Consider the following 19,394-nt stretch of genomic DNA (forward strand, 5'->3'; position numbering starts at 1 on the left):
TGCCATTGACAGCTAATGTCCAAAAAACAGAAATGATAAAATGTATTACGGAATACGATACGTTACGCAGAGTCATTTTGTGCCCGCCAGAGTTTATGGCAATTGACGAAGTGATTAACGAAGTACAGAAAAAGTATGAAGACGAAAATATTGATAAAGCCCGTGCGATGAAACAACATGCGGAATTCGAGAAATTACTAAAAGAAAATGGAGTGGAAGTCATCACACTTCCTACTTCTGAAAAATATCCGGAACAAGTCTTCACGCGGGATATCGGTTTCACAATCGGTAATGAAGTATTCATAGCCGATTTGGCCGCAAATATTCGAAAAGGTGAAGAGATCACGCTAAAAGAATGGCTGATCGCACAAGACATCCCCTATCAGTCCGCGACGGATCGAATGGAAGGCGGCGACATCATTGTCGACCGCGATACGATCTACATCGGCATCAGTAGCCGCACATCCGAGGAAGCAGTCAGCAAACTAGAAGAAAAACTGCCCGATCATTACATCAAGCGAATTCCATTTGACGGGCGCTACTTGCACTTGGACTGTGTATTCAATCTCCTGTCTTCAGGAAAGGCTCTCTACTTCCCCGCAGCATTTGATCAAGACACGATCGATCAATTAGCCGCGTCGTACGAACTAATTGAAGTCGCTGAAGATGAACAATTCTCGCTTGGTACGAACGTACTTTCAATAGGCAATAATAAAGTATTCAGTTTGCCTCAAAACAAAAAAGTGAATAAAGATTTACGCGCACATGGTTTCGAAGTCATTGAAGTCGACTTCTCTGAAATCATTAAATCAGGCGGTTCGTTCAGATGTTGTTCCATGCCGGTAGAACGCGGATAAAGTGAAAGACTGAAGCCCATCCCACATAATGTTCGTGGTGATTAGGCTTCAGTCTTTTTCATTCCAGTAGGTCTATATAGTAATTTTGGTCATCGTCTAGCTCAGGTATATCGATCTCAATTGATTCTGGAATCAACAAATGAACCGTCATAACACCCGATACAGTACCAGAGGAATATCCAGAGGTCTTTTCGCCAGTAAACTGATTCAAGATGTTTGAGTCATGATAAAACGTATATTCCAAATGGTTTTTAGGTTGTTTCGGAATAGACATGGACTTGCTATCCCAGACAGGTAGATTGATTTTGAGTTGATCGGATAAATCGTAATACATATTCTCTTCATCATTGAACGTGGCTATCAATTCGGGAGAATAGACTGTTTCTTCTATTATCCGACTAGTACTCGGTGTACGCTTGATCAGAACATACGCACCGGAGAAAGAAGGAATAGAAAATTCCCCCTTCACTTCATGCGACCGTTTTGCTAATACTAGGTGATCAGGAATTGGTAACTCTTCTACAATCGCACTATATAGATCAAATCCCACTTCGTTTTCCATTGCTTCAGGAAGATTAACACCCTTTACTTTTCGTTCCATCGTTTCCGCTACGCCAAGTCCAATTATCAGCAACACTAGGTATCCAATAATAAACTTCCAATGAAAGGATCTTTTTATCCGTACGCGTCCCATATTCCTTGTTACCAGTATAATCGTCAATATTCCTAGAAGAAGGACTATAGGTACTAGTATAGTAAGAAGCATCAAGGGTTCCTCACCTCCAAACGGTTTGTGACGAAGAAGCTAATAGCAAACAGAATAACAATGGCCCCTATTATCTTCACTGTGAATAATAGAATTGATGTTTCCCCATAGAAGAAATACAGCAATCCATTGTTCTCATTGTCTGCTATACCAAATGTGCTCTGCGTGAATGCATACCACATCACTCCAAACAGCGCGACAAACATTTTGCTCCATTGGATAAGTGATCCGAGCGTATACCCAACCAGCATAAGCAATAGCGTATAAGCCGTCATAGCAAAAATACGTGAAAGGAAATCCAGTGGTGAAGATAGTAATCCCGACGTTTCAATTATCATATTATCTTGGAACATCGCCACAATCTTCATCACCGACCCTAGTAAAACGGTCGTCACACCGCCGAGTAACGCGGCGGTACAGAAGAAGTAGAAATTAGCTAGTTGAAACGTCAAACGATTGGTCACAAACGAAAAGGATTCATTTCGCTGTGCGGCAGACGTCAACAGGAAACCGACTATGAATGCCCAGAATAGTGTGAGTCCTACTTGACTGTCGTTCGTTATGGAAGTGAAGTCGAAGGAAATCGGCTCTCCCCAATCGTTCGTGTAGGTAGATGTAAATGCACCGCTGATAAATACAGTAGCTAAAATCTGCAATATAATCAGCATCGTAAAAATTGTGCCATTGGCATTCAGTTTGAATAAAAACTGTCGTGTGGCAAGTTCATTCATACTCCATTGCGTCGAATACATCATCTACACCTCCTCTCGTCTGACCTGTCATAGCAAGATACGCTTCACTTGCCGAAACGGCCGACACACGGATTCCAGCCTGCTTTAATTCCGTTAGTTCTGCTTTCGTATGTTCATTGTCAACTATCCATTCTGTTAACGGACCTGTTGAAGTTCGATGGATTACGGCATATTGATTCGCATACTGCTTCAATACGTTTTCTTTCCCTTGGAACTTGATGAACTTCTCTTGTAGTTCGGTTATGGAACTATGAAATGCAATGCCTTTTCCTTCGATCAATAAAATGTCTTCCAGCAAGTCTTCCATCTCTTCCATATGATGACTCGATAACAAAATGGTTCTTGGGTGCGCCAAATAATCTTTTAATAATGCTCGGTAGAAATCACTGCGGGCTCCGGCATCCATTCCTGTAATCGGTTCATCAAACATCGTCAATGGACAACGTGCTGCGATCCCGACGATTGCATTGAATGTGCTACGTTTTCCTTTAGACAGTACGCGATGGTTCAATGTTAACGGCAGCCTGAAATATTTAAGTAGACGCTCAGCGAGTTCGCCGTCCCAGTTTTCGTAGAAGCGATTAAACTCCAAAAGTAAGTCTTCTAGCGTCATCGCGTCGGGAAAGCCCATCATGTCGTCAACAAATATCATGTTTGCAGAAACGGAAAGGCTATTAAAGGGACGCTCGCCAAACACACGTAATTCCCCACCCGACTCTTTGATGAAGCCTGCAATCATCTTCATGAGTGTTGTCTTCCCTACACCGTTGCGCCCTATTAGGCCTGTAATGGTATTTTCGCGAATCTCCAAATTCAATTGATCCAATATCGTAGTAGAACGATACCGTTTTGTTACGTTTTCCAGAGTAATGACCGGCATCACGATCTCTCCTTTCGCTCTGCTTGAATTAATTCGATAAGTTGTTCATCTTGCAAACCGAGTAACGCAGCTTCATTCAGCAGCTCTTGTACTAACCGCCGCAATGTTCCGTCTTTTCGTTTCGTTAGCAGTTTATTGCGTGCATCTGCGGAGACAAATGTACCGAGTCCCCGTTTTTTATAAATAAGTTCCGCATCCAGCAAAATTGTCAACCCCTTCCCCGCAGTCGCAGGATTAATGTTGAATAGCTCTGCCAACTGATACTGCGAGTACACTTTATCGTCCGCTTGTAACGTACCATCAATAATTTCCGTCTCTAACCATTCTGCAATTTGTATATAAATCGGCTTTTCTCCATCCATGTTGATCAAGAGCTTCACCACCTTTAGGTTACCCAGTACATTACTGTTGTAATGTACTATACTCGTTTTTATAGTCGTTTGCAAATGAATATAAAAAAATGCAAGGCTCAAGACCTTGCATCCCAAAGTACAAAAATATTGGCAAACAGCAATATCAATGCATAAAAGCTTCATTTTCTGCACATGCTAGCTATTTATACTGTATGTAAGGAGAGGATGAAATGAATACAGTAAAAGATTTTCCTATTCAGCAAAATAGATTATTGAATGCAGGCTTTCTATTAGTTTGCTTATGTTTATTAGACGCCGTTTTCACTGATTATGGTCTGCGACTTGGTTATATAGAGGAAGCCAATCTGCTAGTAGCGTTTATGTATGATCAAAGTATTGCTTTATTTTATATAGTGAAATTGGGCTTACCTTTACTTCTTTTATATATTGTGGCGATTCGTGCATCAGGTATAATTGTACGGATTTCGCTAACAACTGCATTGTTTCTTTATATTACGGTGCTATTCGTTCATATATTCTGGCTGATCGTGGTCGCAATCTAACAGGTGGATAATCACCCCTTCTATACATCGTATTTGTTGTATACTACTTGTATCAATACGCGGAAAGAAGGGGTTATGATTGAATAATGCACGAACATTGCAAGCGCTATCAATCGGGATGCCACGGTCATTAAAAACGGTGGATGGAAAAGACTTTGTGAGCGCCATTTGTAAACAGGCTACGGATGAAGCATTTCTTTCAGTGGACGGTTTCAAAGGAGACGGGATTGCGGATACGAAGCATCATGGTGGGCCTGACCGTGCAGTCTGTATGTATTCAGAAGAACACTACGCTCTTTGGGAGAAACAGTTTTCTTGTACATTGTCCCCTTCTACATTTGGAGAAAATCTCACAGTAGGTGGAATGCTTGAGGATAAAGTATGTATAGGGGATATCTATCAAGTGGGAGATGCGGTCATCCAAGTGACACAAGGTCGGGTTCCTTGTAGCACAATCAGTCAGCGGACAGGTTTGCCTGGTCTGATGAAAGAGATGATTAAAACTGGACTTACAGGCTATTTATGTCGTGTCGTTGAAGAAGGAATGGTTCATTCAAATTCTACAATTACGTTGTTGCAACGCGATCCAAACAACGTGTCAATTCTTTACGCTAACGAAGTATACTTTCAACGTCCAAAAGATCAGGACGGGTTAAAACGAATTTTAGCTGTCGATGCGCTAGCTGACGAGTGGAAAGACATGCTAATGAAACGTTTGGAAAAATTACAGACTACTTAAAAAGAACGGACCACACGAATTGTGGTTCGTTCTTTTTCTATTATATAAGTTGTTTCACTAATTCACGATTTCGTTCCTTGAACAGTTCGTTATGAGAAGAGACCATTCCGTTCTGATTCGCTTCAGGGTCAATATACTTCTTGGCGCAGTTCACGGCATTGGCAGCATCTTGGAATGCTCCCGCGATTAAGTGCAACTTGCCATCATGGCTTAGCACATCACCAGCCGCATACATCCCTTCTATGGATGTAGCGCTCGTGCAAGTACCTGCAATTTGGTCGTGCTCTGTTAGCTCCACACCTAGCTGCTGATCGCCAATCAATGAGGTATCGCGCTCGTAGCCGTGATTGATGATCACTTCATCCACTGCTATCGTTACGACTGTTAAATCGTCATTATGTTGCAGTTCAACTTTCTCGATCGCACTATGATCTTCAGACGCAATGAACCGAGTGATATTCGTATTGAAGTGGCAGACAACACCACTCTCCAAAAGTTGTCGCACTTGCGCTTCATGCCCATTCAAATTGTCTTTCCGATAGGTTAAATATACTTCTTTAGCTATCGGTTGTAATTCATTTGCCCAATCGATTGCTGCGTTACCACCACCCGAAATGAGAACAGTCTTGTCTTTGAAACGTCCTAGAGACTTTACCGTATAGTTCAAATTCGATACTTCAAAGCGTTCCGCACCTTCCACTTCGATCTTCTGGGGATTTAATATACCTGTTCCTGTCGCTACTATTACTGTCTTGCTGTAGTGAATCGTACCGGAAGAACCATGCAAAGCAAAGTAATTTTCTTTTGTCTTTTCAATTTTAATAATTTTTTCATTGAGTACTACTTCAGGATCAAATGTTAATCCTTGAGCTACAAGACGCTCGATTACCTGTGCACCTGGAGCAGGAGTAATACCCCCGATGTCCCAAATCATTTTTTCTGGGTAGACATGGACTTTCCCACCGAGTTGCGGCTGGTATTCAATGACTTTCGTCTTCATTTCGCGCAATCCACTGTAAAAAGTAGCATATAATCCTGCAGGTCCACCGCCGATAACCGTAACATCCAGTAGCTGATCTTGTTTCATTTCATCTTCTCCTTTTAAAAAGTAATTGACAACGCTCGCATTTCAATTTATAGTTTTGATTATACTGATATTGATAATCATTATCAATGATTATTTAGTAGGAAAGGTAGGAGCCCATAAAATGGTTCGCTTGTATACAGAAAATCTGCAAGTTTCATATGATGACCGCCTCATCGTCAAAGGGCTGTCGGTAAAAATACCTGACCAGAAAGTAACTGCAATTATTGGAGCAAATGGATGTGGCAAGTCCACTTTCTTAAAAGCCGTTACTCGTTTGATTCCACATCAAGCCGGGGATGTCGTACTAGATGGCGGTAGTATCATTAAACAAAAGACGAAACAACTTGCACAAAAGATGGCGATTCTTCCTCAAACACAAGAAGCCGCCAGCGGATTGACTGTTGGTGAGTTAGTGTCCTATGGTAGATTTCCTTATCAAAACGCGATGGGACGTCTAACTCCCCATGACATGGATGTCATCAACTGGGCACTTGAAGTTACCAATACGACTGATTTTAAACATCGTCAAGTCGACACGTTATCCGGAGGTCAACGTCAGCGTGTGTGGATTGCGATGGCTCTTGCCCAAGAGACAGACATCATATTCCTCGATGAGCCCACTACCTATTTGGATATGGCACATCAGTTAGAAGTACTTGAGCTGTTGCAAAGGCTCAATGAAGAACAGCAACGCACCATCGTCATGGTTTTACATGACTTGAATCAGGCAGCACGTTTCGCTGATTTCATCATTGCGATGAAAGACGGAGAAATTATTCGTGCCGGCATGTGCGAAGATGTAATTTGCCCCGACATACTGCGAGAAGTATTTCGCATCGACGCTGAAATCGGAACGGATCCACGAACGGGTAAACCGTTATGCATCACATATGATCTACTCAAAGGAGACGAATAACTGTTGAAGAAATTTCTATTACCTGCCCTTTTGCTAATCGTACTTGCGTTAGCAGCTTGCGGCAATAAACAAGATGAACCAGCGAAAGAAGATACACCTGCAAAAGAAGAAGAAACAAACGGTACCATTACGTATGAATCCGAAGATGGTCCAGTAGAAGTACCGGCTGACCCGCAACATGTCGTCGTATTATCAAGTTTTGCTGGTACTGTGCATGAATTGGGCGTTAATTTAGTAGGAGCAGAATCTTGGTCAAAAGATAATCCTAGTTTTGATTCATTCCTGAAAGATGTAGAAGAAGTTTCGGATGAGAATATCGAAAAAGTTATCGAACTAGAGCCAGATCTAATTATCGGACTTTCCACTATCAAGAACATTGATAAATTCAAAGAAATCGCGCCTACTGTTACGTATACATATGGCAAAGTAGACTACTTAACACAGCAAATCGAGATCGGTAAATTATTGAATAAAGAAAAAGAAGCAACAGAATGGGTAGATGCATTTAAAGCACGTGCACAGCAAGCTGGAGAAGATATTAAAGCGAAGATCGGAGAAGATACGACGGTTTCCGTTATCGAAGAGTTCGACAAACAAATTTACGTCTTCGGCGATAACTGGGGTAGAGGGACAGAAATTCTCTATCAGGAAATGAAATTGGCTATGCCTGAAAAAGTAAAAGAAATGACGGAGAAAGACGGATATTATGCGCTATCTGCAGAAGTTTTGCCTGAATTTGCTGGAGATTATATTATCTTGAGTAAAAGTGATACAGGAGATAATTCATTCTTGGAAACAGAAACATACAAGAGTATTCCCGCTGTCAAAAACAATCAAGTCTATCAGGTAAACACAGCAGAATTCTCATTCAACGACGCCTATACACTTGATAATCAGCTTGATTTCTTTATCGAAAGCTTTTTAGGAACTAAGTAATTAAACAAGATGGGGCTCTTCTTCATTGAAGAACCCCTTTTTTTATGACAAGAAAGGAGCGGATGAATAGGATGGAAAAACCGGTTAGAAAAGCTATTCCGTTTAGTCTCAAACTTTTTGCCAGTGCAATACTATTACTAATCAGTTTCTTATTTGCCATGAAGCTTGGTGCCGCTCACACTTCATGGCAAGACGTCTTGCTTTCATTCACAACAAGTCAAGAGAGTAACATTCTGATACTGAAAGAAATTCGTTTCCCACGTGAAGTAGCTGCCGTGTTTGTAGGTGCTGCTTTGGCCGTTTCCGGAGCTATCATGCAAGGCATGACACGAAACCCATTGGCTGATCCTGGATTGCTCGGACTAACGGCTGGAGCGAATGCAGCACTTGCGATTGCACTTGCATTCATTCCAACGATTAATTACTTCGGCATCATGACGGCTTGCTTCATAGGGGCGGCTGTCGGTGCGCTGATCGTTTTCGGCATTGCATCCGCAAAGCGTGGTGGCTTTGCACCCATCCGACTTGTATTAGCCGGAGCAGCGGTATCTACGTTTCTATTTGCCATTGCACAAGGTGTTGGCTTGTATTTTAAAATTTCAAAGGACGTGGCAATGTGGACGGCTGGTGGATTGATCGGCACGTCATGGGGACAACTGCAGACGATTGCACCTGTTATTATGATTGGAATTTTCGTTGCATTATTATTATCACGTCAATTGACGTTATTAAGCCTTAATGAAGAAGTAGCGATTGGGCTTGGACAAAACACGTTCAAAGTAAAAGTTATGTTGTTTATCATTATTATTTTATTGGCTGGGGCTGCTGTGGCTTTGGCCGGCAACTTGGCATTTGTTGGTTTGATGATTCCTCATATCGTGCGTGCCATTGTAGGAACGGATTATCGGTTCATCCTCCCTGTTTCAGCAATTATCGGTGCTGCATTCATGTTGCTTGCCGATACAGTCGGTCGCATGTTGCAAGCGCCGTTTGAAACGCCTGTCGCTGCATTAATCGCGGTGATCGGCTTACCGTTCTTCCTATTGATCGTACGCAAGGGAGGTCGTGCTTTCTCATGATTCTTCCACATATTAAAAGAAAGCAGCGAATTTTAGTTGTCTTGTTTATTGCGTTGATTATCTCTTTAAGTATTCTTGCTATTGGTTTAGGCTATGCATCTATTGAATGGAGTCGGTTACTTCCTACCCTCCTTGGCCAAGGCACGTTTAAAGAAGAGTTTGTTCTGTTTTCCATTCGCCTTCCGAGGATTATTATCACGTTACTCGCGGGTGCGGCTCTCGCTTTGTCAGGCGCTATTTTACAAGGCATTACACGGAATGACCTCGCGGATCCAGGTATTATCGGTATTAACTCTGGAGCTGGGGTCGCGATTGCGGTATTTTTCTTGTTTGTACCAATCGAAGCCGGTGCATTTGCTTATTTGCTACCGTTAGTAGGATTTGCTGGAGCAATTATCACGTCTATTCTCATTTACCTTTTCGCGTATAGCCGAAAAATCGGTTTACAACCTATGCGGCTTGTACTGGTCGGGATCGGCTTCTCGATGGCACTTTCAGGCGTGATGGTCGTGTTAACTTCTTCTGCAGATCAAGAGAAAGTGGATTTCATATCGAGATGGATAGCGGGAAACATTTGGGGAACTGATTGGCCTTATATATGGGCACTTGCTCCTTGGTTACTACTCTTGATTCCTTTCGCTTTATTTAAAGCACATCGACTCGATATGTTGGGATTGAATGAAGCGGTCGCTACAGGAATTGGCGTATCCATCGAACGCGAGCGTATAGTTTTATTGCTGACAGCAGTAGCTCTTGCAGCCTCTGCTGTATCCGTAACAGGCGGCATAGCGTTTATCGGCCTGATGGCACCTCATATTGCTAAATCACTAGTCGGACCGCGCCATCGTATAAATTTACCTATCGCAATTCTACTTGGTAGTTTTCTGCTATTGCTTGCTGATACGATCGGACGAAACATTCTGGATCCTAGCGGTATTCCCGCTGGTATTATCGTATCGTTGATCGGCGCACCGTATTTTTGCTATTTATTGCTGAAGAAATGAAAAACGCCAGAATTCCCTTTATGGGAGTTCTGGCGTTTTCATTATATCCCTCGATCCTTTTTAACATAACGAATCAGTTCTTTTTCTCGTTCTGTATTCATCTCTTCCGTAAATTCGGCACTCCACTCGTAATATCCCTTGCCCGTTTTACTACCAAGATCACCTGCATCCAATAATTCTTGCATACTAGACGCAGATTGTTTTGTGTTCGACAAATCCTTGTATAAATAATTCGATATATCCGTGTACACATCTAAGCCACCCATATCTGCAGATAGAAATGGTCCGGTGATAGGTAATCTTCTACCGATACTGTAAAGCACCGCTGCATCGATATCTTCTTTTGTCGCGATGCCTTCTTCTAAAATATGCTGTGCTTCACGTAACAAAGCGAACTGCAAACGATTCCCAACAAAACCGGGTGCTTCCTTTTTAACCTCAATGGGCTTTTTATTCATCTCGATCATTAACATCATTGAACGTTCGACTGTCTCATCATTTGTTTTCGACCCGCGAACTACTTCAACTAATGGGATTAAATGTGCGGGGTGCCAAAAATGCGTGATCACCGTACGTTCAGGATGTTTGGTTTTAGAAGCGATATCAGTGGGACTGATTGCTGATGTATTACTTGCCAAAATAACTGTCGGATCGCAAAGCTCGTCCAATTGTTTAAAAATCTGCTGCTTCAACTCCAAACGTTCAGGTACTGCTTCGATAATGAACGTCGCATCTTTTATCGCTTCTTCCATTGTTGTGACTGTAGTTACCCTGTCTCTTACTAACTGCACTTCTTCAATTGCCAATAAGTCATTATCTGTTAGTACCTGCAACTTACTATCGATACTTGCAAGAGCATGCTCTAGTTCTTTAACAGCTATACCGTACATTGTCACATCGTATCCAGCCCATGCAGCACTTAGAGCAATGGAATGACCCATCGTTCCGGAGCCTATAATCGTTATTCTTTCCATAGTCTACCCCCTACTCATTACTTGAATGCAAAGGACGATACCTGCACTAAAAGGTATCGTCCACTTATATTATCTAGTCTTAAAATCAGATGAAATCGTAAAGGATGCTTCTGTCTTTTCTTTGACCTCGTCTATAGTAACACCAGCAAACGTTTCAACCAGAACCATACCATCATCCGTGAAATCAAATACAGCCAAGTCAGTGATAAGTCGATCTACAACGCCTAGACCTGTTAACGGTAACGAGCACGTAGACTTAACCTTTGATTCACCGTGTTTATTGACATGATCCATGATGACCACCACACGTTTAGCGCCGACAACTAAATCCATCGCGCCGCCCATTCCTTTCACAACTTTCCCGGGAATCATCCAGTTGGCCAAGTCTCCTTGTTCAGAAACTTCCATTCCACCAAGAATCGCCAAGTCGATATGTCCACCCCGGATCATCGCGAACGATTCCGCGCTATCAAAGAAGGATGAACCGGGAACTGTCGTAATAGTTTCTTTTCCCGCATTGATTAAATCTGCATCTTCTTGCCCTTCTACCGGATAAGGTCCGATACCAAGCAATCCATTCTCAGACTGTAATAACACCGTCATGCCATCAGGTATTTCATTCGCTACTAGCGTGGGCATCCCGATTCCAAGGTTCACGTTCATACCATCTCGAATTTCCTCTACCGCACGTTTTACGATCGTATTTCGTGTTTCCGTCATGTTCATCTCTCCTTTTTACGCTTTTCTCACTGTTAGGCGTTCAATGCGCTTTTCATAATCTGTCCCAAGAAGTACACGCTGAACATAAATACCCGGCGTATCAATTTCTTCCGGAGTAAGTTCGCCAGCTTCAACGATTTCCTCTACTTCTGCAATCGTAATTTTACCTGCAGTTGCAGCCAGTGGATTAAAATTCATAGCCGTCTTGCGGTACACTAGATTTCCAAGTGTGTCAGCCTTCCACGCCTTAACAAGCGCAAAATCTCCAACGATACCTTCTTCAAGCAGATAGGTCTTACCGTTAAATTCTTTCGTTTCCTTGCCTTCCGCAATCGGTGTACCTACTCCCGTTGCCGTATAAAATCCTGGAATCCCCGCACCGCCTGCTCTGATTCTTTCTGCAAGCGTACCTTGAGGACTAAGTTCTACTTCTAGCTCTCCATTTAGGAACTGTTTTTCAAACATCTTATTTTCTCCAACATAAGAAGCAATCATTTTTTTAATCTGTTTATTTACTAGCAACTTACCAAGACCTGCATCATCTACTCCACAATTATTGCTGGCTACTGTTAAATTCTTTACACCACTATCGCGTAATGCTTCGATCGACTTTTCGGGAATACCACATAAGCCGAAGCCTCCGACAATCAGCGTAGCACCATCTTGAATATCTGAAACCGCTTCCATAAATGAATTCATCACTTTACTCATACTGTAACCTCCTTCAGACTCTTAGTAATAGTGTACAGAGTTCTGACTTATATGTAAAATGAATATATTGAATGAATTTTATTCTCGATTGGAATAAAGAAAGGTCGGATGATCATGGAACTTAAAGACTTTCATGCTTTTATAGAAGTGGCTAACCACCTAAGTTTTACAAAAGCAGCTGAGCACTCATATATATCCCAGCCTTCTTTAAGTAAGTCGGTGAAAAAGATTGAAGAAAAATTGAATGTCATACTGTTTAACCGCTCTACTCGTGGTCTTCGACTGACGGATGCGGGGAATATTGTATATGAACAAGGCCAGCAAATTGTTCAATTGATCGGCGAACTTCCTGTCATGCTTGAAGGACTGGCAGAAGGTGTTTCAGGGGAAATCAAGATTGGTATGCCACCTTTGATTGGTACATTATTTTTCCCGCAGATTGCAAAAAACCTTTCAGAGAATTATCCTCATATTAAAATCGAGCTACATGAGCACGGGGCTCGTATTGTCGAAGAACTTGTAGAAAAAGGACAGATTGATGCGGGGATCATCGTGCTTCCTACAAATACAGATCTCTTCAATGTACAGCCTTTTATATCTGATAAGTTTTTTCTTTTTGTACATAAAGACCATCCGTTTGCACAGCTTGATTCTATCGCACTATCCGATTTACAAGAAGAGTCCCTTATACTATTCTCCAAAAGCTTTGCATTGCATCGTAATATCATCAGTGCATGCAAAGATGCAGGTTTCAATCCGAACGTATCTTACGAAAGTTCGCAATGGGATTTAATTATTGAATTAGTTGCAGCAAAACTTGGTATTACACTCCTTCCTCAATCGATTTCAACAAAAGTCACGAATGAAAGTATCGTCATGATCCCTCTACAGAAGCCGGATTTATTATGGAAGCTTGGCATTGTGACTAAAAAGAATAGTTATCATTCATTCGCATTGAAGAAGTTTATGCAGATGTTTTAATCTGCTAAACGTATCTCTCCCTTATCTGATGATTCGTAAATGAACGCTGAAAACTCCAGCCAAATAATCGGCTGGAGTTTTTGTTTCACGTGGAACAAATTGGTTTGCTTAGAACATCTTCGTAGTCCAAGTTTCCCCATTCCATATAGTAGATACGATACCTTCATAAAAGTCCGGCTCATGTGAAATCAGCAGGATACTTCCTTTGTATTCTTTCAATGCACGTTTTAGTTCTTCTTTTGCATCGTAATCCAAGTGATTAGTCGGCTCATCCAAAACTAATAAATTCGTTTCACTATTTACTAGTTTACAAAGACGCACCTTCGCACGTTCTCCCCCACTCAATACTTTCACTTTACTTTCAATATGCTTTGTCGTTAATCCAACACGCGCTAAAGCCGAACGCACTTCATATTGAGCAAGATGTGGGAACTCACTCCAAATCTCTTCTAGACACGTGTTATCCGTATCGGCTTTCATTTCTTGTTCGAAGTATCCGATCGAGAGATGCTCGCCCTGCTCTACTTTACCTGATAGAGCTTTTATTTCCCCGAGAATACTTTTTAGCAATGTGGTCTTACCGATACCATTAGCCCCTGCCAATGCAATCTTCTGTCCACGTTCCATGCTAAGATTCAACGGTTTGGATAAAGGATCATCATATCCAATAACCAAATCTTTCGTTTCAAACAAGTATTTTCCGGGTGTTCTTGCCGTTTTAAAATCAAAATGAGGTTTCGGCTTTTCTGAATCTAACTCAATGATATCCATCTTATCTAGCTTCTTCTGTCTTGACGTTGCCATCCGGCTAGTTGCAGCATTGGCTTTATTACGCGCTACAAAATCTTTCAGATGAGAGATTTCCTTCTGTTGCTTCTTATAAGCCGCTTCGACTTGTTGCTGTCTCATTTCATGCACACGCAAAAACTCGTCGTAATCTCCTGGATAACGCGTGACTTGTTGATTTTCCATATGATAGATCAAGTTGATGACACTATTCAAGAACGGAATATCGTGAGAAATCAAAATGAATGCACCAGGATACTCTTGTAAGTACGTACGCAACCATTCAATATGCTCTACGTCCAAATAGTTCGTTGGCTCATCGAGCAATAGGATATCAGGTTTTTCAAGTAACAATTTTGCTAGTAATACTTTTGTACGCTGCCCCCCGCTCAAAGCGTTTACGTCAGTATCCAATCCAAACTCGTTCAATCCAAGTCCATTTGCCACTTCTTCCACCTTGGCGTCAATCATATAAAAACCACTTTGCTCCAATGAGTCTTGAATTTGTCCAGTCTCTTCAAGCAAACCTTCCAGTTCATCTGGCTCTACTTCACCCATCTTCGCAAAAAGACTGTTCATTTCCGTCTCCATATCATATAAATACTGAAACGCCGTACGCAACACATCACGTATAGACATTCCTTGCTTCAGGACGGCATGCTGATCCAAATACCCGACACGCACACGCTTCGACCACGTCACCGTTCCTGCATCCGGCTCCAACTTATGCGTAATAATATTCATGAATGTAGATTTTCCTTCTCCATTTGCACCAACTAATCCTATATGTTCACCCGATAATAAACGAAATGAAACATCGTCAAAAATGGCACGATCACCAAAACCGTGACTAATATTTTTTACTGTTAATAAACTCATACTGTACACCTATTCCTTTTCAATTGTTTCAACAAAATCTGTATATGCTATTTTAACATTCTCAACGTGCAATTGCTTAAGAAATGAAAAAACAGGATATGGTTTCCTATAATTGAACCCATTGTTACTAATAGAATATCTAGTACATTAACTGATTGTGTTGTCTTCTATAGTCCTTCTCAACAAACTATAAGTGAAGCGACACTGTTCTTCCTCAAAACACAAAGACCATTATTGCATCAGTAGATGAACCTCTTTCTAATGTAAGAAAGTGACACAAGTGTAGCGAAGTGGAAGGCGGCGACTCGGGGAGGATCAGCTCGACAGGTGAGACAACTAAAGGGAGCAACGCGACCTAGTTGGCTCACCGCGAGCCCTCCCAAACGCGTCCGCCTGAAACGCAGCGAAACGATGCCTTACCACATCCCCCAAAGTACAATCTAAACAAAAAAGGAACATGCAGTCAAACCCGCATGTCCCTCACTTTTATTTCATTTTATATAACTCTTCATTCATTGACTTGAATAACGCATACATCATCAATAAAATAACGAACGAGAACGGCAAGGCCGCTATAATAATTGTATTCTGCAAAGCAAGAAGTCCACCTGCAGAAAGCAAAATCAATGCGATTGTCGAAACAATAATGCCCCAGATTACCTTCACAGAGTTTGGTGGTGTCAACGAACCATACGTCGACTGCATACCTAACACGTAAGTTGCTGAGTCAGCCGATGTGATAAAGAACGACGTGACTAAAAGAATTGCAAACAGTGATAATACTAATGATAATGGCATTGCATTAAACATTTCGAATGCGACAACTTCAATATCCAATGACGCCAAATCTGCTATTCCATTGTTCTGCATTTCAATTGCTGTTGTACCGAATGTAGAGAACCATAGGAAACCGAAGAATGAAGGAACAAGCAAAACGCCTGCCATAAATTCACGAATCGTACGTCCTTTAGAAACACGTGCAATGAACATACTGACAAATGGTGACCAAGAAATCCACCAAGCCCAGTAGAAGATTGTCCATCCATCTAACCATCCACGATTTTCTCCGTTAAGTGGAGCCGTACCCATACTCATATCGATGAGATGTGTAAAATAGCCACCTACAGTATCAGTGAACATATTCAGGATGAGTAAAGTAGGTCCAAGAATTAGGATTAATCCCAAAAGTGCTACCGCCAAAATTAAGTTGATATTGGACAAATAGCGAATCCCTCTACTTAGTCCCGACCAAGCTGATCCGATAAATAGAACAGTTACGACGGTTACGATAATAATTTGTGACTGGATACCTATCGTGAAACCAAATAAGTAGTCCAAACCTGCGTTAATTTGAACGGCACCCAATCCGAGTGATGTTGCTACACCGAATGCTGTTGCAAATACTGCAAGTACATCAATGACAGTCCCTAAAGGACCTTTTACTTTTTCTCCAAAGATCGGCTTCAATGTTGCCGAAATTAGGCCTGGTTCACCTTTTCTAAACTGGAAGTATGCCAAAGCCAAAGCGACCATTCCATAGAGAGCCCAGATGTGTAGACCATAGTGTAAAAATGTTTTCCGCATAGACTCTTTAAAAGCAGCTGGTGTTAGTGCGTCCTCAGTTGCAGGTACTGCATAGTGGGATAAAGGTTCTGCGGCACCATAAAACACTAGTCCGATTCCCATCCCAGCCGAGAACAACATCGCGATCCATGTTATTGTAGAGAATTGCGGACGATCTGTATCTTTTCCCAACCGGATTTTACCGTATGGGCTGAATATCATAAATATACTAAGTAACAATAGAGCTGTCATGATCAACATGTAGTACCAACCAAAAGTAGATGCTACAAAAGCTTTACCAGCTGACGTAATTTCCTCAAAATGGACTGGATTTATTACTCCATAGCCAACCGCTATTACGATTAACACAATAGTAATGTAAAATACTTTTGAAATTTTCTTCATAGTTCCCCCTTAATAGATGAATTGCACAAGCAGGTTTACACTATACTGTAAAAACAGATGAAAATCAAACACATATGCACTATTTATTTGATGAAATTAGTATACAGTATAAGCAAAACCTTACAGTATCACGTTTTTTATACACTTATGCAATTCCAACTTTTTTATACACACTTTTAAAAAGGCTTTACTTAGGAAAACTAAAAGATGGTTTCGTGTGCACTAACGGAACCCATGGTGCATCTTCGTGGAATATTTCTTATGCTTTCTTACACAACTCTATTTTTCATTTTCATTGAATGTAACTTGTCTATGAATGTGCGTCTAGGTAAAGTTAACCTACTAACATACTCATTGCGATTACTAAGCGTTTCATAACCCTTCCTCCTTTAGTTGATAAGCTCAGTATTACTTTACTATTCTCGAGTAAGTGTTTTGAAAAGTCAATTTATTTATAACGATTTCCTATTATTTTTTGTGATTTTCTAGTCGGTATGTTTTACTTTTAAGATAAACAACTTCATGGAAGAGAGGCAAATCAAATGACTAACCCAATAACCTACATTGAACAGCATAAGAATCAACTCCTACAAACCTATAAAGAACTACACGCCCTCGCCGAACCCAGCTGGCAAGAACAGCAGACATCCCGATATTTACAAGATAAGCTTTCGTCTGCAGGATTGACTATTACTACGTATACAGGGCATCACGGATTTATTGCGGAGATCGCTGGTAAAAAGGAAGGCGTTATCGCGTTGCGCGCTGATATGGATGCATTAGTGCAGGAAGTCCATGGTGAAGTGATAGCTAACCATTCTTGCGGACACGACGCACATAGTACGATGACTCTATATACGGCACTCGCTTTAAAAGAAATTGAAGAGAATTTACATCATACGATCCGCTTCATTTTCCAGCCAGCAGAAGAGTTAGCAGAAGGCGCGTTGCAAATGATGAAAGAAGGCGTGCTCGATGATGTATTGTTCCTAGGCGGCTTGCACGTGCGTCCTCACACGGAAGTTCCTTTCGGTAAATCAGCACCCGTAATCTTGCATGGCTCATCAGCGACCATTGTAGGAACGATTACGGGCACACCAGCGCATGCGGCGAGACCTGAAGAAGGCAATAATCCGATTGAAGCAGCGAGTTCTCTCATCCAGTCACTGCGTCAAATTAGATTACTTGGGAATAAAAAGTTTTCTATCAAAATGACAGAGTTGCACGGCGGCGAGACGAGCAACTCTATACCAGCCAGTGCGCGATTTACGCTCGATGTTCGTGCCGAAACGAATGACACAATGGATTCTTTACTGGCAAAAGCTCGCCACATCATCCAACACACTGCCGCGTTGACAGAGACGGAGATTATGTACGAAGAAGAGGGCTATTCCCCTGCCGCTACAGAAAATGCAACGGCTGTACGACTAGCCCAGCAAGCAATTGGTTCTGTACTGGGAGAAGAAAATGTAGAGGGTCCTTGTATTTCTCAAGGCGCAGAAGATTTTCACTTCTACACATGGAAAACACCTGATATTCCCGCCACGATGATTGGACTTGGTTGTGATTTGAAACCAGGCTTGCATCATCCGCAGATGTCGTTCAATACCGATGCCTTAATTTATGGCGCACAAATATTAACCGAACTATTGCTGAATGCGGATCGAGAATTATGAAAACTGTCATCTATCAAGGACATGACAATTTACTACTTGGCATGACGATGAAAGACTGTAGTGAACCCGAGTCTAACAACACTGCCTTGCACGCATGTATTTCCAAGGAAGACGTACTGCATAATCGTCAACAATTGGCTCGTGATTTGCAGTGTGGAGTGAAAGACTTCGTATTTGCCAATCAAACACATAGCGCAAACTTTCATAAAGTGACAACTCAAGATCGAGGGAAAGGTGCGTTGCGGCAAGACACGGCAATAGCTGACACCGATGCACTGTATACCTTTGAACCCAATATTGTACTTTGTAGCTTAACGGCAGATTGCGTGCCTGTCTTATTTTACAGTGACGATAGCACATTGATTGGAGCCATTCATTCAGGATGGCAAGGCACTGTGAAAGAAATTACTTTGAAGTTATTCCGCCACTTACAGCATTATGAAAACTGTGATATGAGTCATATTCATGTCCAAATTGGTGCAGCACTTAGTCAGGAGAAATTTGAAGTGGATGAGGATGTCTACAAAAAGTTCCACGAGCTTCGCTATGCCGACGAGTGGATTTCTTATAATCAGGATACAAAAAAATATCACATCGATAATCAACTGATCGTGAAAAAACAATGTGAGCTAGCAGGAATACCCGATGCTCACATTACGATCGATCGTACTTGTACGTATCTGAGTCCACACGGCTTCTCTTATCGCCAAGACAAGCAGGCAGGCCGTCATGTCAGTTTTATTAAACGAATAACCTAAAAGTGCAGT

At 41.7% G+C, this 19,394-nt stretch carries 20 protein-coding genes; 10 read left to right on the forward strand and 10 right to left on the reverse strand.

The features are described from left to right. The first annotated feature begins 5 nt into the window (after window positions 1–5). Entirely contained in the window at window positions 6–857 is an 852-nt protein-coding gene (locus tag SporoP32a_RS09105) for a dimethylarginine dimethylaminohydrolase family protein (protein ID WP_369823288.1), read from the forward strand. Between the two features lie 58 nt (window positions 858–915). Here SporoP32a_RS09105 and SporoP32a_RS09110 read toward each other — a convergent pair whose 3' ends face one another. From SporoP32a_RS09110 to SporoP32a_RS09125, 4 genes are all read right to left on the reverse strand, one after another. Continuing rightward, complete coding sequence (locus SporoP32a_RS09110; protein ID WP_143560821.1) at window positions 916–1,494, reverse strand: hypothetical protein; 579 nt, start codon at window positions 1,492–1,494, stop codon at window positions 916–918. Between the two features lie 128 nt (window positions 1,495–1,622). Continuing rightward, window positions 1,623–2,378 (reverse strand): hypothetical protein, encoded by a 756-nt coding sequence (locus tag SporoP32a_RS09115; RefSeq protein ID WP_232319503.1) that lies wholly within the window; start codon window positions 2,376–2,378, stop codon window positions 1,623–1,625. Next, on the reverse strand, window positions 2,347–3,255 hold the full coding sequence (locus tag SporoP32a_RS09120) for an ATP-binding cassette domain-containing protein (protein WP_198166139.1): 909 nt from the start codon (window positions 3,253–3,255) through the stop codon (window positions 2,347–2,349). Before SporoP32a_RS09120 ends, SporoP32a_RS09115 begins: the two co-directional genes overlap by 32 nt. Then, a complete protein-coding gene (locus SporoP32a_RS09125; protein ID WP_198166270.1) occupies window positions 3,255–3,617 on the reverse strand; it encodes a GntR family transcriptional regulator in 363 nt (120 codons plus the stop codon). Before SporoP32a_RS09125 ends, SporoP32a_RS09120 begins: the two co-directional genes overlap by 1 nt. Window positions 3,618–3,838: 221 nt before the next feature. On the opposite strand from SporoP32a_RS09125, the gene SporoP32a_RS09130 reads away from it, so the two are divergent. Continuing rightward, a complete protein-coding gene (locus SporoP32a_RS09130; protein WP_085427613.1) occupies window positions 3,839–4,171 on the forward strand; it encodes a DUF5658 family protein in 333 nt (110 codons plus the stop codon). Between the two features lie 118 nt (window positions 4,172–4,289). After that, complete coding sequence (locus tag SporoP32a_RS09135) at window positions 4,290–4,910, forward strand: MOSC domain-containing protein (protein WP_085429037.1); 621 nt, start codon at window positions 4,290–4,292, stop codon at window positions 4,908–4,910. Between the two features lie 40 nt (window positions 4,911–4,950). Here the strand turns inward: SporoP32a_RS09135 and SporoP32a_RS09140 are convergent, their stop codons facing one another. Then, window positions 4,951–5,997: an NAD(P)/FAD-dependent oxidoreductase gene (locus SporoP32a_RS09140; protein ID WP_085427614.1), complete on the reverse strand. Its 1,047-nt coding sequence runs from the start codon at window positions 5,995–5,997 to the stop codon at window positions 4,951–4,953. Between the two features lie 121 nt (window positions 5,998–6,118). On the opposite strand from SporoP32a_RS09140, the gene SporoP32a_RS09145 reads away from it, so the two are divergent. The 4 genes from SporoP32a_RS09145 (at window position 6,119) to SporoP32a_RS09160 (ending at window position 9,932) form a co-directional block, all read left to right on the forward strand. Then, on the forward strand, window positions 6,119–6,913 hold the full coding sequence (locus SporoP32a_RS09145) for an ABC transporter ATP-binding protein (RefSeq protein ID WP_085427615.1): 795 nt from the start codon (window positions 6,119–6,121) through the stop codon (window positions 6,911–6,913). 3 nt (window positions 6,914–6,916) lie between these two features. Further along, window positions 6,917–7,849 (forward strand): iron-hydroxamate ABC transporter substrate-binding protein, encoded by a 933-nt coding sequence (locus SporoP32a_RS09150; protein WP_085427616.1) that lies wholly within the window; start codon window positions 6,917–6,919, stop codon window positions 7,847–7,849. A gap of 71 nt (window positions 7,850–7,920) precedes the next feature. Then, complete coding sequence (locus tag SporoP32a_RS09155; protein WP_085427617.1) at window positions 7,921–8,928, forward strand: FecCD family ABC transporter permease; 1,008 nt, start codon at window positions 7,921–7,923, stop codon at window positions 8,926–8,928. Further along, window positions 8,925–9,932, forward strand: coding sequence for a FecCD family ABC transporter permease (locus SporoP32a_RS09160; RefSeq protein ID WP_085427618.1), 1,008 nt, complete (start codon window positions 8,925–8,927; stop codon window positions 9,930–9,932). The genes SporoP32a_RS09155 and SporoP32a_RS09160 overlap by 4 nt, the downstream gene beginning before the upstream one ends. Before the next feature lie 41 nt (window positions 9,933–9,973). Here SporoP32a_RS09160 and SporoP32a_RS09165 read toward each other — a convergent pair whose 3' ends face one another. The 3 genes from SporoP32a_RS09165 to SporoP32a_RS09175 all read right to left on the reverse strand — a co-directional run bounded on the left by SporoP32a_RS09165 (window position 9,974) and on the right by SporoP32a_RS09175 (window position 12,337). Further along, window positions 9,974–10,906 (reverse strand): 3-hydroxyacyl-CoA dehydrogenase family protein, encoded by a 933-nt coding sequence (locus SporoP32a_RS09165; RefSeq protein WP_085427619.1) that lies wholly within the window; start codon window positions 10,904–10,906, stop codon window positions 9,974–9,976. A gap of 69 nt (window positions 10,907–10,975) precedes the next feature. Then, entirely contained in the window at window positions 10,976–11,626 is a 651-nt protein-coding gene (locus SporoP32a_RS09170; RefSeq protein WP_085427620.1) for a 3-oxoacid CoA-transferase subunit B, read from the reverse strand. Window positions 11,627–11,641: 15 nt separating this feature from the next. Continuing rightward, window positions 11,642–12,337, reverse strand: a complete 696-nt coding sequence (locus tag SporoP32a_RS09175; RefSeq protein ID WP_085427621.1) for a CoA transferase subunit A — start codon at window positions 12,335–12,337, stop codon at window positions 11,642–11,644. 114 nt (window positions 12,338–12,451) lie between these two features. On the opposite strand from SporoP32a_RS09175, the gene SporoP32a_RS09180 reads away from it, so the two are divergent. After that, complete coding sequence (locus SporoP32a_RS09180) at window positions 12,452–13,318, forward strand: LysR family transcriptional regulator (protein WP_085429038.1); 867 nt, start codon at window positions 12,452–12,454, stop codon at window positions 13,316–13,318. Window positions 13,319–13,426: 108 nt separating this feature from the next. Here SporoP32a_RS09180 and SporoP32a_RS09185 read toward each other — a convergent pair whose 3' ends face one another. Both SporoP32a_RS09185 and SporoP32a_RS09190 read right to left on the reverse strand, forming a co-directional pair. Beyond that, window positions 13,427–14,983 (reverse strand): ABC-F family ATP-binding cassette domain-containing protein, encoded by a 1,557-nt coding sequence (locus SporoP32a_RS09185; RefSeq protein ID WP_085427622.1) that lies wholly within the window; start codon window positions 14,981–14,983, stop codon window positions 13,427–13,429. A 486-nt stretch (window positions 14,984–15,469) separates the two neighbouring features. Continuing rightward, window positions 15,470–16,951: a BCCT family transporter gene (locus tag SporoP32a_RS09190; RefSeq protein WP_085427623.1), complete on the reverse strand. Its 1,482-nt coding sequence runs from the start codon at window positions 16,949–16,951 to the stop codon at window positions 15,470–15,472. A 542-nt stretch (window positions 16,952–17,493) separates the two neighbouring features. Between SporoP32a_RS09190 and SporoP32a_RS09195 the strand changes: the two genes are divergently transcribed. Further along, window positions 17,494–18,627 carry an amidohydrolase gene (locus SporoP32a_RS09195; RefSeq protein ID WP_085427624.1) on the forward strand — a complete coding sequence of 378 codons (1,134 nt, stop codon included), beginning with the start codon at window positions 17,494–17,496 and terminating at the stop codon, window positions 18,625–18,627. Then, entirely contained in the window at window positions 18,624–19,385 is a 762-nt protein-coding gene (pgeF, locus tag SporoP32a_RS09200) for a peptidoglycan editing factor PgeF (RefSeq protein ID WP_085427625.1), read from the forward strand. Before SporoP32a_RS09195 ends, pgeF begins: the two co-directional genes overlap by 4 nt. Window positions 19,386–19,394: the final 9 nt, after the last annotated feature.

Source organism: Sporosarcina ureae (assembly GCF_002109325.1).
Taxonomy (GTDB): Bacteria; Bacillota; Bacilli; order Bacillales_A; family Planococcaceae; genus Sporosarcina; species Sporosarcina ureae_C.

Bases quoted from the DNA above. Each gene is read 5' to 3' on its own strand.
- SporoP32a_RS09115 (WP_232319503.1), bottom strand. From the start codon at position 2,378: ATGATGTATTCGACGCAATGGAGTATGAATGAACTTGCCACACGACAG.
- SporoP32a_RS09120 (WP_198166139.1), bottom strand. From the start codon at position 3,255: ATGCCGGTCATTACTCTGGAAAACGTAACAAAACGGTATCGTTCTACT.
- SporoP32a_RS09125 (WP_198166270.1), bottom strand. From the start codon at position 3,617: ATGGATGGAGAAAAGCCGATTTATATACAAATTGCAGAATGGTTAGAG.
- SporoP32a_RS09130 (WP_085427613.1), top strand. From the start codon at position 3,839: ATGAATACAGTAAAAGATTTTCCTATTCAGCAAAATAGATTATTGAAT.
- SporoP32a_RS09135 (WP_085429037.1), top strand. From the start codon at position 4,290: ATGCCACGGTCATTAAAAACGGTGGATGGAAAAGACTTTGTGAGCGCC.
- SporoP32a_RS09140 (WP_085427614.1), bottom strand. From the start codon at position 5,997: ATGAAACAAGATCAGCTACTGGATGTTACGGTTATCGGCGGTGGACCT.
- SporoP32a_RS09145 (WP_085427615.1), top strand. From the start codon at position 6,119: ATGGTTCGCTTGTATACAGAAAATCTGCAAGTTTCATATGATGACCGC.
- SporoP32a_RS09155 (WP_085427617.1), top strand. From the start codon at position 7,921: ATGGAAAAACCGGTTAGAAAAGCTATTCCGTTTAGTCTCAAACTTTTT.
- SporoP32a_RS09160 (WP_085427618.1), top strand. From the start codon at position 8,925: ATGATTCTTCCACATATTAAAAGAAAGCAGCGAATTTTAGTTGTCTTG.
- SporoP32a_RS09165 (WP_085427619.1), bottom strand. From the start codon at position 10,906: ATGGAAAGAATAACGATTATAGGCTCCGGAACGATGGGTCATTCCATT.
- SporoP32a_RS09170 (WP_085427620.1), bottom strand. From the start codon at position 11,626: ATGACGGAAACACGAAATACGATCGTAAAACGTGCGGTAGAGGAAATT.
- SporoP32a_RS09175 (WP_085427621.1), bottom strand. From the start codon at position 12,337: ATGAGTAAAGTGATGAATTCATTTATGGAAGCGGTTTCAGATATTCAA.
- SporoP32a_RS09180 (WP_085429038.1), top strand. From the start codon at position 12,452: ATGGAACTTAAAGACTTTCATGCTTTTATAGAAGTGGCTAACCACCTA.
- SporoP32a_RS09185 (WP_085427622.1), bottom strand. From the start codon at position 14,983: ATGAGTTTATTAACAGTAAAAAATATTAGTCACGGTTTTGGTGATCGT.
- SporoP32a_RS09190 (WP_085427623.1), bottom strand. From the start codon at position 16,951: ATGAAGAAAATTTCAAAAGTATTTTACATTACTATTGTGTTAATCGTA.
- SporoP32a_RS09195 (WP_085427624.1), top strand. From the start codon at position 17,494: ATGACTAACCCAATAACCTACATTGAACAGCATAAGAATCAACTCCTA.
- pgeF (WP_085427625.1), top strand. From the start codon at position 18,624: ATGAAAACTGTCATCTATCAAGGACATGACAATTTACTACTTGGCATG.